Annotated in this window: 12 protein-coding genes; 10 read left to right on the forward strand and 2 right to left on the reverse strand. The window is 64.3% G+C overall.

Going from position 1 to position 12,974, the window contains the following annotated elements:
• Nucleotides 1–7: 7 nt before the first annotated feature.
• Nucleotides 8–754, reverse strand: a complete 747-nt coding sequence (locus tag UP06_RS24985) for a hypothetical protein (RefSeq protein WP_045006332.1) — start codon at nucleotides 752–754, stop codon at nucleotides 8–10.
• 282 nt (nucleotides 755–1,036) lie between these two features.
• Here UP06_RS24985 and UP06_RS24990 point away from each other — a divergent pair, with 282 nt between their 5' ends.
• The 3 genes from UP06_RS24990 (at nucleotide 1,037) to UP06_RS25000 (ending at nucleotide 5,314) form a co-directional block, all read left to right on the forward strand.
• Nucleotides 1,037–2,068 (forward strand): ABC transporter substrate-binding protein, encoded by a 1,032-nt coding sequence (locus UP06_RS24990; protein ID WP_045006333.1) that lies wholly within the window; start codon nucleotides 1,037–1,039, stop codon nucleotides 2,066–2,068.
• The gene (locus UP06_RS24995; RefSeq protein ID WP_045006334.1) at nucleotides 2,065–4,776 is read left to right on the forward strand and encodes a hybrid sensor histidine kinase/response regulator; all 2,712 of its coding nucleotides are present in this window, start codon (nucleotides 2,065–2,067) and stop codon (nucleotides 4,774–4,776) included. The genes UP06_RS24990 and UP06_RS24995 overlap by 4 nt, the downstream gene beginning before the upstream one ends.
• Before the next feature lie 106 nt (nucleotides 4,777–4,882).
• Complete coding sequence (locus UP06_RS25000) at nucleotides 4,883–5,314, forward strand: hypothetical protein (protein ID WP_045006335.1); 432 nt, start codon at nucleotides 4,883–4,885, stop codon at nucleotides 5,312–5,314.
• Between the two features lie 186 nt (nucleotides 5,315–5,500).
• Here UP06_RS25000 and UP06_RS25005 read toward each other — a convergent pair whose 3' ends face one another.
• A complete protein-coding gene (locus tag UP06_RS25005) occupies nucleotides 5,501–6,412 on the reverse strand; it encodes a LysR family transcriptional regulator (protein ID WP_045006336.1) in 912 nt (303 codons plus the stop codon).
• 129 nt (nucleotides 6,413–6,541) lie between these two features.
• On the opposite strand from UP06_RS25005, the gene UP06_RS25010 reads away from it, so the two are divergent.
• From UP06_RS25010 to UP06_RS25040, 7 genes are all read left to right on the forward strand, one after another.
• On the forward strand, nucleotides 6,542–7,480 hold the full coding sequence (locus UP06_RS25010) for a ring-cleaving dioxygenase (protein WP_045006337.1): 939 nt from the start codon (nucleotides 6,542–6,544) through the stop codon (nucleotides 7,478–7,480).
• A complete protein-coding gene (locus UP06_RS25015) occupies nucleotides 7,477–8,103 on the forward strand; it encodes an alpha/beta hydrolase (RefSeq protein WP_045006338.1) in 627 nt (208 codons plus the stop codon). Before UP06_RS25010 ends, UP06_RS25015 begins: the two co-directional genes overlap by 4 nt.
• Before the next feature lie 182 nt (nucleotides 8,104–8,285).
• Nucleotides 8,286–9,068, forward strand: a complete 783-nt coding sequence (locus UP06_RS25020) for an IclR family transcriptional regulator (protein ID WP_045006339.1) — start codon at nucleotides 8,286–8,288, stop codon at nucleotides 9,066–9,068.
• The gene (locus UP06_RS25025; protein ID WP_045006340.1) at nucleotides 9,065–9,940 is read left to right on the forward strand and encodes an ABC transporter permease; all 876 of its coding nucleotides are present in this window, start codon (nucleotides 9,065–9,067) and stop codon (nucleotides 9,938–9,940) included. The genes UP06_RS25020 and UP06_RS25025 overlap by 4 nt, the downstream gene beginning before the upstream one ends.
• A gap of 8 nt (nucleotides 9,941–9,948) precedes the next feature.
• Nucleotides 9,949–10,812, forward strand: coding sequence for an ABC transporter permease (locus UP06_RS25030; RefSeq protein ID WP_045006341.1), 864 nt, complete (start codon nucleotides 9,949–9,951; stop codon nucleotides 10,810–10,812).
• A gap of 20 nt (nucleotides 10,813–10,832) precedes the next feature.
• On the forward strand, nucleotides 10,833–11,897 hold the full coding sequence (locus UP06_RS25035) for an ABC transporter substrate-binding protein (RefSeq protein ID WP_045006342.1): 1,065 nt from the start codon (nucleotides 10,833–10,835) through the stop codon (nucleotides 11,895–11,897).
• Nucleotides 11,894–12,970, forward strand: coding sequence for an ABC transporter ATP-binding protein (locus UP06_RS25040; protein WP_045006343.1), 1,077 nt, complete (start codon nucleotides 11,894–11,896; stop codon nucleotides 12,968–12,970). Before UP06_RS25035 ends, UP06_RS25040 begins: the two co-directional genes overlap by 4 nt.
• Nucleotides 12,971–12,974: the final 4 nt, after the last annotated feature.

Below are 12,974 nucleotides of genomic sequence, written 5' to 3' on the forward strand. Positions count from 1 at the left end.
CCCGGCATCAGAACTGGCCGGGCGGAAGCTTGAAGATGTCGGGGCTCTTGGCGTCGGCCACGTAGAACAGCAGCAGGCTCGTCGGCGTGAGCAGGCGCTGGTTGTTCTCCTTATTCTCGAACGTGCCCTGAAGGAGCAGGATCACCGAGCGATCCCTGGCATCGCTGCCGCGGAACATCACGATGCCGCCGTTGACGGGCATGTTGACCGCGATGGAGTCGGGCTTGAAGCCTTCGCTGAGGAAATGGGCGCGCAGGATGTTGGCGTTGGAGAACAGCTTCTCCGGCGTGATGGCTGCATCACTCGCCTTGGACCAGACCGCGCCGACCTGGATCAGCGATTTGGATTTGTAGCCGAACACGTAAGAGAGCTCGGCGGTCCCGCCATTCGGCAGCAGCTCCGGAACGGAGAGCAGCAGGCTGTGGGTCAGCTCGGACGGATTGTCCTGGGCCCTGATGGCATCGGGCTTGGCGTTGAAATCCTTGACCATCGCCGCGCGCACCTCGGCCTCGCCCGTGCCGAACTTGGCGGAGCGGAAGCCGTCGATCGCCTTGGTCTTGTCGTCGGCAGTCGCCGCTTCGCCAGAGGCCGCGGGCGCTGCGCCAGTGGCGGCGGCCGGCGGCGCACCTGCCGCAACGGCCTTCGGCGCGGGCGCGGCTTTCTGCTTCGGTACGACGCCCTGGGCCGCAAGAGGTCCGGCCGCAACTGTGATGAGAAGGCCGGCGAGAGCCGGGACAAGATAGATTCTGCGCATCGTAAACCTTCAAAACAACCTGAAACAACGGCTCAAAAATCGACAGTTACGAAATCGGCTTCCCCGAACCGAGACGGAAAATGTGCAATGCCACAAGGCCTTACAAAGCGTCACGGAGCAGACAAAGCTCGAAACAGCGATTCCCAAGGCGCGTATGAATACGGTATCGTGCTGCCGAACGCTGCGAATGAACATTCATAAATGCTTTTTTTCATCAATTGTGGATGCCACCCTTTCGCGTTAAGCATCCGCCTTGGGACGGATCATCGAGCAACACATTCCATGACCGAACGGCCTTCCGCTTTCGCGGTCGATCGCCGCGGCTTCATACGCCTTGCGGGCTCAACTGCCGCGGGATGGCTCGCGCTCGGCGCAACGCCGGATCGCATGCGGGTCGTCGCCTCGCTGACCGTATTGCCGCTCGACGACGAGCTGACCAGAAGAAGCATGACCGACAGTGCAACCACTCGCCTTGGTGGACTCATCGCAGGCTTGAGGCAGCGAGGCTGGGTCGAAGGAGTCAATTACCGCTTCGAAATCCGTTCAACTTTCGGCGGACCCGACAAGTTCAAGGCCGCGGTGCGGGAGCTCATAGATCTCAAACCGGACGTCATCCTGACAGGCTCGACGGGCGAAACCGCGGCCGTCATGGCGGCCACCAAGACGATCCCGATTGTTTTCGCGACCTCAAACGACCCTGTCGGCAATGGCTTCGTCGAAAGCCTCGCGCATCCCGGCGGCAACGTCACGGGCTTCACCAGCAGCACCGCCGAGATGGGCGGCAAATGGCTTCAGCTGATCAGGGAGGCGGTGCCGGATATCGCGCGCGTCGGCGTCCTGTTCAATCCGGCGACCACACCTCGCGCTGGACGCTTCTTCCTCGATTCTCTCGAGCAGGAGGCCGCGGCATCCGGGGTGGCCGTGGTCCTCGCGCCCGTCAGCGCGACAGCGGACATCGACGGCGCGATCAGCCGCTTCTCCGAAGCACCGAAGGCAGCGATGATCGCGCTCGTCGACAGCTTCCTGGTGGTGAACCGGCAGACGATCATCGCGGCAACAGCCAAGTATCGCGTCCCCATGATCTATCCATTCCATTATTTCATGGATGCGGGCGGGCTGATGAGCTACGGGCCGACGCTGGAGGTGCGCTCGGCCGATTATGTCGATCTCATCCTGCGCGGCACCAAGGCCGGCGATCTCCCGGTGCAAGCGCCGCGGAAATACGAGCTCCTCATCAACCGCACCGTCGGCAACGCGCTCGGACTGACGATACCATTCACCCTGCTCGCACGCGCCGACGAGATTCGCGAGTGAACGAAACGATCGACCAGGGAGATCTGCGGACGCCTCCCGGCCGGCTGTTCCGGAAATATCTCTACTCGATCGTCGCCCTCGCTTTTGCCGCACTTGCCATCAACACCGGCTTCGACGTCTGGTTTTCCTACCGCGAGCAGAAGCAGCTTCTCGCAGCGACCCAGCGCGAGCAGGCAGCAAGCGCGGCCATTCAGATCGGCCAGTTCATCGGCCAGATCGAGAACCAGATCAGATGGCTCTCGCGTTTGCCTCCAGAGCTGTCAACCAATGAAGACGCGCGCCTGAACGCCATCCGCCTGCTGCGCCTCTCGCCTGCGATCGCGGAAATTGCCGAGCTCGACGCGCAGGGCCGCGAGCGGGTGCGCGTGTCGCGCCGTGTCGCGGGCAGGATCGGCAGCAAGGCCGACCTCTCCGCCTCGCCCGCCTTCCGCGGTGCCAATGAAAGCCGGACCTATTACGGGCCGGTCTACTTCTTTGGCGATACCGAACCGTTCATGACGCTCGCCGCGCGCAGCGGGGGCCTCAACCCCAATGTGGTCGTCGCCGAGGTCAATCTGCGTTTCATCTGGGACCTCGTCGCCGGCATCAGGGTGGGCAACACCGGCAAGGCCTATGTTGTCGATCGCATGGGCCTGTTGATCGCGCATCCCGATTTGTGGCCGGCGCTACGCCGCAGTGACCTCTCCGGGCACCCCGACGTCCGCGCCGCGCTTGATGGCGTGGGGCCGCCTTCAGGCGGCCTGGTCAAGGAGGATCTGTCGGGGCAGCGTGTGCTGTCGACCTATGCGACGGTGCCTTCGCTCGGCTGGCTCGTGTTCGTCGAACTCCCGCTCACCGAAGCCTACGCCCCCATCTACGCCTCGATCGGCCGCTCGACATTTCTGCTGATTGTCCTACTCGCCTTCGCGGTTCTGGTGTCCCTCTGGCTCAGCCGACGCATGACGGTGCCGATCCAGCTGCTGACGCAAGGCGCGCGGCGGATTGGAAGCGGCGATCTCGGCCTGCGGCTCGCGATCAAGACCGGCGACGAGCTGGAGGCGCTCGGCGACCAGTTCAACCGGATGGCCGCGCACTTACGCGAATCCTACGCGACCCTCGAGCGCAAAGTCATCGAGCGGACCTCCGAGCTCGAGAAGACGCGCGATCACGCCCTTGCCGAGCATGATGCCGCCGAGCGCGCGCGCAGCGTCGCAGTCGCGGCCAACGAGACCAAATCGCGCTTCCTCGCCGTGGTCAGCCACGAGCTGCGCACGCCGCTGAACGGCGTCATGGGCGTGGTGCAGCTGCTCGACGACGGCAGCCTCGGCGAGGTTCAGCGCCGACACCTTGCGACCGCGGCCGCATCGGGCGAAACGCTGATCGCGCTGGTCGACGCCATTCTCGAATATGCCCGCCTGGAGGCCAGCACTGAGGCGCTGGAGACGCGCGACTTCCGCCTCGACCAGCTGATCGAGACGGCCGCCGATCTGATGCGTCCCCAGGCTTTCGGCAAAGGACTGACCTTCGATCTCGGCTGCGATGCGACGGTCAACACATTCGTGCACGGCGATCCGGTGCGGCTCAATCGCATCCTGCTCAACCTGATCGGCAACGCCATCAAATTCACCCCGCGCGGCGGGATTTCACTGAGCGCGACCACCGAGCGGTATGACGATCACGCGCTCCTCCGCGTCATCGTTCGCGATACCGGCATCGGCATCGCTTCCGACATGCACGAACGGATTTTCGAGGATTTCGTGCAGGCGGACGACAGCATCGCACGGCGGTTCGGCGGCACCGGCCTTGGCCTTGCGATCGCGCGCCGCCTGACGCGGCTGATGCGCGGCGAGTTGACGGTAGAGAGTACGCCGGGCGCCGGCAGCATGTTCACGCTTCTGGTGCCGCTCGGTCACGCCGCAAGCGGCGTCACGCAAGGTGTGATCGAGCCGCCATCGCGGCAGCTCCGCGTGCTGCTGGTCGACGACGACCCCGTCAATTGCGAGGTCGGCGAAGCGATCCTGAACCGGCTCGGCCACCGCGCCACGATTGCAAGAAACGGCGCGGCCGCGGTCGCGGTCGCCCGCAACCAGCCGTTCGACGTCGTCCTGATGGATCTGCACATGCCCGACATGGATGGGGTCGAGGCGGCCGCGCGCATTCGACAGCTTCCGTTGCAGCCGATGCCGCGGATCATCGTCGTGACCGCCGACGTGTCGCGCAGCACCCGCGAGCGGCTCGCAGGCGCTGACATCACGAAGGTCGTCAGCAAGCCGATCCTGATCAACGCACTTCGCGAGGCGATCGAGGATGAGCCAGCGCAGGGCGCTACCGACACACCGCCAGCGACCGACGCATTGATCGACGAGCATTTTCTCGACGACCAGAAAGAGCTGCTCGGCGCCTCGCAGATCGCGAAGCTCCAACACTTGCTGAACCAGACCAGCAAAGAACTGATCGCCGACATCGCCGCGGCAGCTGCGGCTGCCGATCACAAGCAGCTTGCACGATCCGCGCACCAGCTCGGCAGCGCGGCGAGCGCGCTCGGCCTCGTCCGCCTGTTCGAGCGCTGCCGTGACGTCGAGCTGGCGGCGCCCACGATGTCGCCAGACGAATGCCAGGATGCCGCACGCGAGTTGGCGACGCTTCGAGAGGCCTCGATGAGCGCGCTCGACGATCTGCTCGCGCCCGCCGAGCAGCGGTCTGCTCATCGCGAGTGCTTCCGGTTTTGATCCCAAAACGGACTTACACAGGCGCCTATTTTAGGTTGTATTTACCGACATTGCCTGCTATCCGGAACGGTATGGCGACATATTTCTGACGGGGCGCGTCGGCAGCATGACAATCGAGGGTTTGAAGTATGCGGACGGAGTTGTGCGCCCACAGAGTGTCGTCTGGTACGAACGGCTCGCTTGGGCGGCGGTCGCCGCTGGTTTGGCGTCATCTGCCGCTAACCCGGCTCTCCTAGCAAGGAACTACGATCGATATGCAAATGGCTTTCTAGCTTTATTTGTCGTATCCATTGTGGCGCAGTTAGTTTGGATTTGGGTCGTTGCCCGCAAGCGACAGAATTGGGCTCGATGGATCAGTCTCATCATGGTGTTGATCGGTATCCCGGTCGTGTTCTGGGATAACGCAGAGCGCCTTCAGTTCCTCAATCCCATCTCGGCTATCTTCTGGTACGCAGGATATGTTCTGCAGCTAATCTCTGTGATGCTACTTTTCCGCGGCGATGCCCGCGAGTGGTTTTCCCGCAAGCACCTCGCGTAGGATGCCTACCCCCGCAACCAATTGCGCTGGTCACCGAGAGCAAACTGCTTCCGGAACTGATTTGGAAACATCGTGCCGAAGCGATGCTGAGCTGCGCTCCAGGCCCTTCTCGGACCTCACGCGATGTCCGCTCCTCCACCACTGCTCGGAGATATACAGACATCGCGGATCTCATGAGCACGCGCCCTAGCTTCGGCGCCCGCCCGCATCTTCCTCACGCCCAAACCGCTCCACCAAAAAATCGATAAACAGCCGCACCTTCACCGACAAATGCCGCGTCGGCGGATAGACCGCATAAAGCGCGAGCGGCGGCGCGGAATATTTGCCCAGCACCGTGCGCAGCTCGCCCTTCCTCAAGGCGTCGGCGGCGATGAATTCAGGCAGCAGCGCGAGCCCTCTGCCCTTGATAGCGACATCGCGCAGCACTTCGGCATTGTTGACGCAGAGCGACCAGGCCGGCTGAATCCAGTGATCGCCGTCGCTGCCTGTAAGCTTCCACTGATTGCCGGTGAGCAGGAAGCCGTAGGTCAGCGACGCATGGTCGCGCAAATCCTGCGGATGTTTTGGCGTGCCGTGACGCGCGAGATAATCCGGCGAAGCGCAGATCATGCGCGGCACCGGCACGATCTTGCGCGCGATCAGGCTTGAGGATTCCAGCTCCGCGATCCGCAAAGTCACGTCAAAGCCGTCCTGGACGGGATCGAGCAGATCGTCGCTGAGCACGAGCTGGAGCTGAAGCTCCGGGTATTTTTCCATGAAGTCGGCGAGCACCGGTCCGAGCCGCATCGTGCCGAACGACATCGGCGCGTTGACGCGCAACAGGCCACGCGGCGCCGACTGGAGCTGCGCCACCGCCTGGTCGGCGGCCTCGATCTCCGAGAGGATCACGACGGCGCGCTCGAAATAGCGCTGGCCGTTCTCGGTCGGGCTCGCATGCCGGGTGGTCCGGTTCAGGAGCTGCACGCCAAGGCTCCCCTCGAGGTCGGCGATATATTTGCTGATCGCCGAGCGCGACAGCCGCAACTGGCGGCCGGCCTCGGCAAAACTGCCGCTTTCGACCACCTTCACGAAGGCCCGGAGGCTGGCCACCTTATCCAAGAGCCGGCCCCGGCGATTGTTTCCAAATCGTAGACATAGACGTCATATTTGCATGGATTGTCTCCAATCCAAAGCAGCACGATATTCCCGGCCAGAGCAAGACCGCTCCCCGAATTTTGGAGGACGACAATGTCTGGACTGCACCACGTCACCGCGATTGCCGGCGACCCCATCAGGAATTTCGGCTTCTACACCCGCGATCTCGGCCTGCGCTTCGTCAAGAAGACGGTCAATTTCGACGACCCCGGCACCTATCACTTCTATTACGGCGATGAGACCGGCCGGCCCGGCACCATCCTGACCTTCTTCCCCTGGGCTGGCGCACCGGCCGGGCGCCGCGGCGTCGGCGAGACGCATCAGACGGCCTTCCGCGTGCCGCAGCGTTCGCTCGGCTATTGGACGCAGCGCTTCATCGAGAAGGGCATCGCCTACGAGGCGCTGGAGAAGCGCTTTGGTGAATCCGTGCTGCCGTTCACCGATCCTGATGGCATGGCGCTCGCGCTCGTGGGCGTCCCCGGTGCCGAGAACGAATCCGGCTGGAGCAATGGCGACGTACCGGCAGAACATGCGATCCGCGGCTTCCATGGCGTGACCCTGCTGCTCGACAGTGCGACGAAGACGGCTGCCGTCCTCACCGACGTGTTCGGCTTCAAAGAGACCGGGCGTGAAGGCTCGGTGATCCGCTTCAAGGTATCGGGCGATGCCGAAGGCAGTGTCGTCGACATCTACGAGGCCAAGGGCTTTTTGCGTGGCCATCAGGGTGGCGGCTCGGTGCATCATATCGCCTTCCGCGCGGCCGACGATACCGAGCAGGGAGTGATGGCGCAGAAGCTGGTTGCCAATCATGGCTTGCGCCCGACCGAGCAGAAGGACCGCAACTACTTCCGCTCGATCTATTTCCGCGAGCCCGGCGGCGTGCTGTTCGAGATCGCGACCGATATTCCCGGCTTCGCCGTCGACGAACCCGTCGCGACGCTGGGACGTGACCTGAAGCTGCCGAGCTTCCTCGAAGCGCATCGCAAGCAGATCGAGGGCGTCCTGCCGAACCTGGAAGAGAGCGTGTCGTGACCGAGAGTTCATTCATCCATCGCTTCGAGCCCGCGACCATCGCGGGCTCCCCACCGCTGCTGCTGCTGCACGGCACCGGCGGCGACGAGAACGACCTGCTCGGGCTCGGCAAGATGATCTCGCCGGGGTCCGCCCTGCTCTCGCCGCGCGGCCGCGTGCTGGAGCACGGCATGCCGCGCTTCTTCCGCCGTCTCGCCGAGGGCGTGTTCGACGAGGCGGACGTACGCCACCGCGCGCGCGAGCTCGGCGACTTCGTCGCGGACGCGCGGCAGCGCTACGGCATCGCAGCGCCAGTCGCAGTCGGCTTCTCCAACGGTGCCAACATCGCAGCCGCGCTGTTGCTGCTGAAGCCGGACGTCCTGTCCGGTGCAATCCTGTTGCGCGCCATGGTGCCGCTGTCGGATTCACCCAAGGCTGACCTTGCAGGCAAGCCGGTGCTGTTGCTGTCCGGCCAAGCCGATCCGATCGTGCCGGCAAGCAACTCGGCGCACCTCGCCGCACTGCTGTCGCAGGCCGGCGCCAGCGTGACCCGCAAGGTCCTGCCGGCGGGCCACCAATTATCGCAGGCCGACGTGACGCTCGCCCGCGACTGGATCAGCAACGTGGCCGCTGAAGCCGTCTGACAAAAGAAGCGGCGCACCGTTTGATCGCGGCGCGCCGCTTCCAAATCCCCTACGGGCGACCTTCGGTCGCATCTGCGCAATCGGGCACCACAGTGCCGGAAATTTCCGCTTGCCCGTTTCCACGCCAGGCTTAGAATTTGGGACAAGGTTCCGGAATTTGGAACTCCCTTGGACCGCCGAGCATGAGCGCCCTCACCAACGCCATCGAGATCCTGCACTGCTTTTCCAGCGCGCGGCCCGATCTGTCGTTCGCGGACGTGATGGCGCTGACCGGCAAGCCGAAGAGCTCGACGTCGCGGCTGCTGCGCTCTCTGCGCGACTGCGGCCTGCTCGAGCAGGACCCCCACACCCGCCGTTATCGTCCCGGGCTCCTCACCTTCGAGCTCGGCCGGTTGCACCGCGCCCATGACGACCTCATCAGCATGGCCGAGCGCGAGCTGCGCGAGGTCTGCGCCCGCACCGGGCACACCGGCTACATTGCCGTGCTCGACGGCTACGAGCAGGTCGTGCTCCGGATCGTGCCGGGCTCGAATCCCCTGCGCGTCGTCAATCCGCCGGGCCAGCGCACGCCGGCGCTTGCTACCTCGAACGGCCGCGCCATGCTCGCGCGCCTCTCCGACGAGGACATCCGTGCGCGCGTGCCCGCGACCTATCCAAAACTGCCGCGCAACTCGCCGCAGAACTTCAAGCAGGCGATGGCGCGCCTGGACGAGATCCGCCGCACCGGCGTGTCCGAAGCAGCCGATGAATCGATCGAGGGCGTTGGATCCCAGGGCTTTGCGCTGAAGAGCGGCGAGACCGGCGAGATGATCGGGATCGCGGTGTCCTATTCGGTGCAGGCGACCACCGCCGCCGAGCGCGCCAATGTCCGCCGCGAGCTGGCGGCGATGGCTGCAAAACTGCGACGACTGACCGGCGACCCGCTCGATCAGGCCACGACGCGCGTTCAGACGGGGACGCGATGAGCAGCGCCGCGCCCCAACGCCCCAACGGCCTCGCGCTCTTCATTCTGCCGAGCGTGCTGCTGTTTGCGCTGTTCTTCTTCCTGCCGATCGGGCTGATGGCGGTGATGAGCGTGCTCACCGGCAATCCGGTGGTGGCGCCGAAGGTGGCCTTCACCACGCGCCACTACGCCCGCATGTTCGACGATCCCTATTATCTCGAAGTGATCTGGACCACGATCCGGATCGGGCTCGTGACCACGCTGGTCGCGCTCGCGATCGGCTATCCCCTGGCGCACTGGATGGCGCGCATCAAGAGCCGCACCGGACACGCGTTGCTGCTGATGGCCGTGCTGGCGCCAATGCTGACCGGCATCGTCGTGCGCACCTTCGCCTGGATGACGCTGCTCTCCGACAAGGGCGTGATCAATCAGACGCTGATTTCGCTGGGGCTCATCAGCCAGCCGTTGAAGCTGATGTACACCGAGACCGGCATCGTGGTCGGCCTCGTCCACATCTACGTCCCCTTCATGGTGCTGACGCTCACCGGCGTGATCGGCCGCATCGACGAACAGCTGGAGCAGGCCGCGGAAAACCTCGGCGCGAGCCCGTTGCGCGCCTTCATCGAGGTGACGCTGCCCTTGAGCCTGCCCGGCATCCTCGCCGGCTCGCTGCTGGTGTTCGCGCTCGCGATCAGCGCCTATGTCACGCCGATCCTGCTCGGCGGCTTCCAGATCATGACGCTGCCGATCCTGATCTACCAGCAGATCTCGGCGAACTTCAACGTCGGCTTCGCGGCCGCCCTCGGCATTGTCCTGCTGATGATCTCGCTGCTGCTCGTTATCGCCTATAACCGCGCGCTCGGCCTCGTCTCCGGCCAGCGCGAATTGCAATAAGGCTGGCGATGAGCACCTCCACCTCGCACAGCCCGTCGCTCGCTCCCGACCGCGCGGCAGCGCCCGTGCGTACGGCCGTCCCCCGGCATTATGGCCGATATATCTATCTGGCCATCAACACCGCCATCCTGGTCTTCCTGCTCGCACCGATCGCCGTCGTGGTCGTGTTTGCCCTGAACCCGACGCCGTTCATCCAGTTTCCGCCGGTCGGCGTGTCCTTGCGCTGGTTCGAAAAATTCTTCGCTTCGCGCGATTTCATGCAGGCGCTCGGCTTCAGCCTCGAAGTCGCGGTCCTCACCACGGTATCCGCTACCGTGCTCGGCGCCTCCGCGGCGCTGGCGCTCGCGCGCGGCAATCTGCCGGGCACCCGGCTGATCGTGGCGACCATGCTCTCGCCGCTGATGCTGCCCGCGATCCTGACGGGACTTGCACTGTTCCAGACCTATGTGCTGCTCGATGTCGGCCGCCCCACCTGGGGCCTCGTCGCCGGCCACACGCTGGTGACGCTGCCCTACGTCGTTCGCACGACGCTTGCCGTGCTGCATAATTTCGACACGCGCCTGGAGGAAGCCGCACAAAATCTCGGCGCAAGTCCGTTGCGCACCTTCTTCGAGGTGACGCTGCCGCTGATCAAGCCTGGCGTGCTGGCGGGCGCGATCTTCGCCTTCATCGTCTCCTTCGACCAGTTTCCAGTGTCGCTGTTCCTGGTCTCACCGGGCAACGAGACGCTGCCGGTCACGCTGTTCAACTATCTCAAGTTCGATCTCGACGGCACCATCGGCGCCGCCTCGGTAGTCTCGATCGTTCTCGCCTTTGTCGTCGTCATCGGGCTCGACCGCACCGTCGGCCTGCGCTCCTACGTCAAATTGTAACCGCATCGAAGGAATTGAACATGATGAAAGCACTGGGATCGTCACGGCTCAACCGCCGCCGCTTTCTGACCGCGAGCGCCTCGCTCGGTATCGGCACGATCGCCGCACCCTATGTCGCGCGCGCTGACGATCCTACGCTGCGCATTACCGGCTGGGGCGGAAAATGGGGCGAGGTCATGAAGGCCGAGATCGGCCCCGCCTTCGAGAGCGAGTTCAAGTGCAAGCTCCAGACCGATTCCGCATTCCCCTATCTGCCGAAACTCCAGGCGAGCTCGCGCTCCGCGCCGATCTACGACGTGCTGCACACCAATTCAAACGAGCAGTGGGCGGCAGCCGAAATGGGTCTGGTCGAGCCGAAGATCGATCCCAAGCTGGTGCCGAACCTCGCCGACGTCTACCCCTACGCCATCAGCGACAAGATCGTCGGCGTCTCGATCTTCACCAGCGCCATCGGCCTCGGCATGCGCACCGACAAGGGCTACAGCGGCGTCACCTCCTGGAAGGAATTGTGGGACGCCAAGTACAACGGTGTCCGCGGCGGCTATGTTATCCCGGTCAACAGCCTCGGCCAGGCCTTTCTGATGATGTGCGGCACGCTGTTCGGCAAGGGCCAGCTCGATCTCGATGCGGCCTATGCTGCGCTTGAGAAGCTGAAGCCGATCAAGATCGTCGATTTCACCGGTGCGATGGAGAAGATGCTGCTGTCGGGCGAAGTCGGCCTCTGCGTCATCCACGATTCCGGCATCTATCGCTATGACGGGCAGAACCAACCAACCGATTTCGTCTCGCCGAGCGAAGGCGTGCTGTCGCTTGAGCAGGTCCTCACCATCACGCCCGGCAGCAAGATGAAGGAGCTCGCCAACGCCTATGTGAACTACATGCTCCGTCCCGAGGTGCAGAAGCGTCTCGCGGAGACCGTGTGGTACTCACCGGCCAACCGGAAGGTGAAGCTCGACCCCAAATATGACGCCAAGCTGCTCACCACGCCGGAAAAGGTCTCGAAGCTGATCCAGGTCGACTGGAAGTGGTACAACGAGCGCAAGGACGAGATCGACCAGCGCGTCAACCGGATCTTCCGCGCATGAGCGCGTCGATCGAAATCGCCGGCGTCAGCAAGGTCTATGACGGCGGCGTGCGCGCGGTGGACGCGGTCGCCATGGACATCCGGCAGGGCGAATTCTTCTCCCTGCTCGGCCCGTCCGGCTGCGGCAAGACCACGACACTGCGCATGATCGCGGGCTTCGAGATACCGAGCGCGGGCGCGATCCGCGTCGACGGCGCCGACATTACCCATGTGCCCGCTCACAAGCGCGACATGGGCATGGTGTTCCAGAACTACGCACTGTTCCCGCATCGCACCGTCGCCGAGAACGTCGCCTTCGGGCTGCGCATGCGTGGGCTCGATAAGGCAAGCATCGCGACGAAGGTGAAGGCGGCGCTGGCGATGGTCGAGCTCTCCGGCCTCGAGGACCGCCGCCCCACGCAGCTCTCCGGCGGCCAGCAGCAGCGTGTCGCGCTTGCGCGGGCCATCGTGATCGCGCCGCGCGTCCTGCTCTGCGACGAACCGCTCGGCGCGCTGGACAAGAAGCTGCGCCAGCAGATGCAGTTCGAGCTCAAGCAGCTCCAGAAGAAGCTCGGCCTGACCCTGGTCTTCGTCACCCACGACCAGGAAGAAGCGCTCGCGATGTCCGACCGCATCGCCGTGATGAATGGCGGCCGCGTCGAGCAGGTCGGCACGCCGGCGGAGATCTACAACCAGCCCACTACCCGTTTCGTCGCCGACTTCATCGGCGACACCAACATTTTCCGTGGCGAACGCACCACGACAAGCGCCGGTGGCCCGGCTCTCGACGTGGGCAAGGGCCTGATCCTGGCGCTGCCGGCTTCCATCGAGACGCAAGGCACCGGCGTTCTCTCGGTGGCACTGCGCCCCGAGAAAATTCGCCTCTCGCCGGCCGACGGCACCGCCGCCTCCGCACGTGGTGTCGTCGAGAATACCAACTTCCTCGGCGGCGCAGTGCTCTATCGCATCACGCTCGGGGGCGGCCATCGCGTCCTCGTGCAGCAGCCCAATGCAGGCACGGACCGCCTGTTCGTTCCCGGCAACGGTGTCACGCTCGACTGGACGCCGGCCGATCTCGTCGTCTTGAAGGACTAGACCC

Source organism: Bradyrhizobium sp. LTSP857 (assembly GCF_000938285.1).
Lineage (GTDB): Bacteria > Pseudomonadota > Alphaproteobacteria > Rhizobiales > Xanthobacteraceae > Bradyrhizobium.

Bases quoted from the DNA above. Each gene is read 5' to 3' on its own strand.
- UP06_RS24985 (WP_045006332.1), bottom strand. From the start codon at position 754: ATGCGCAGAATCTATCTTGTCCCGGCTCTCGCCGGCCTTCTCATCACA.
- UP06_RS24990 (WP_045006333.1), top strand. From the start codon at position 1,037: ATGACCGAACGGCCTTCCGCTTTCGCGGTCGATCGCCGCGGCTTCATA.
- UP06_RS25000 (WP_045006335.1), top strand. From the start codon at position 4,883: ATGACAATCGAGGGTTTGAAGTATGCGGACGGAGTTGTGCGCCCACAG.
- UP06_RS25010 (WP_045006337.1), top strand. From the start codon at position 6,542: ATGTCTGGACTGCACCACGTCACCGCGATTGCCGGCGACCCCATCAGG.
- UP06_RS25020 (WP_045006339.1), top strand. From the start codon at position 8,286: ATGAGCGCCCTCACCAACGCCATCGAGATCCTGCACTGCTTTTCCAGC.
- UP06_RS25025 (WP_045006340.1), top strand. From the start codon at position 9,065: ATGAGCAGCGCCGCGCCCCAACGCCCCAACGGCCTCGCGCTCTTCATT.
- UP06_RS25030 (WP_045006341.1), top strand. From the start codon at position 9,949: ATGAGCACCTCCACCTCGCACAGCCCGTCGCTCGCTCCCGACCGCGCG.
- UP06_RS25035 (WP_045006342.1), top strand. From the start codon at position 10,833: ATGATGAAAGCACTGGGATCGTCACGGCTCAACCGCCGCCGCTTTCTG.
- UP06_RS25040 (WP_045006343.1), top strand. From the start codon at position 11,894: ATGAGCGCGTCGATCGAAATCGCCGGCGTCAGCAAGGTCTATGACGGC.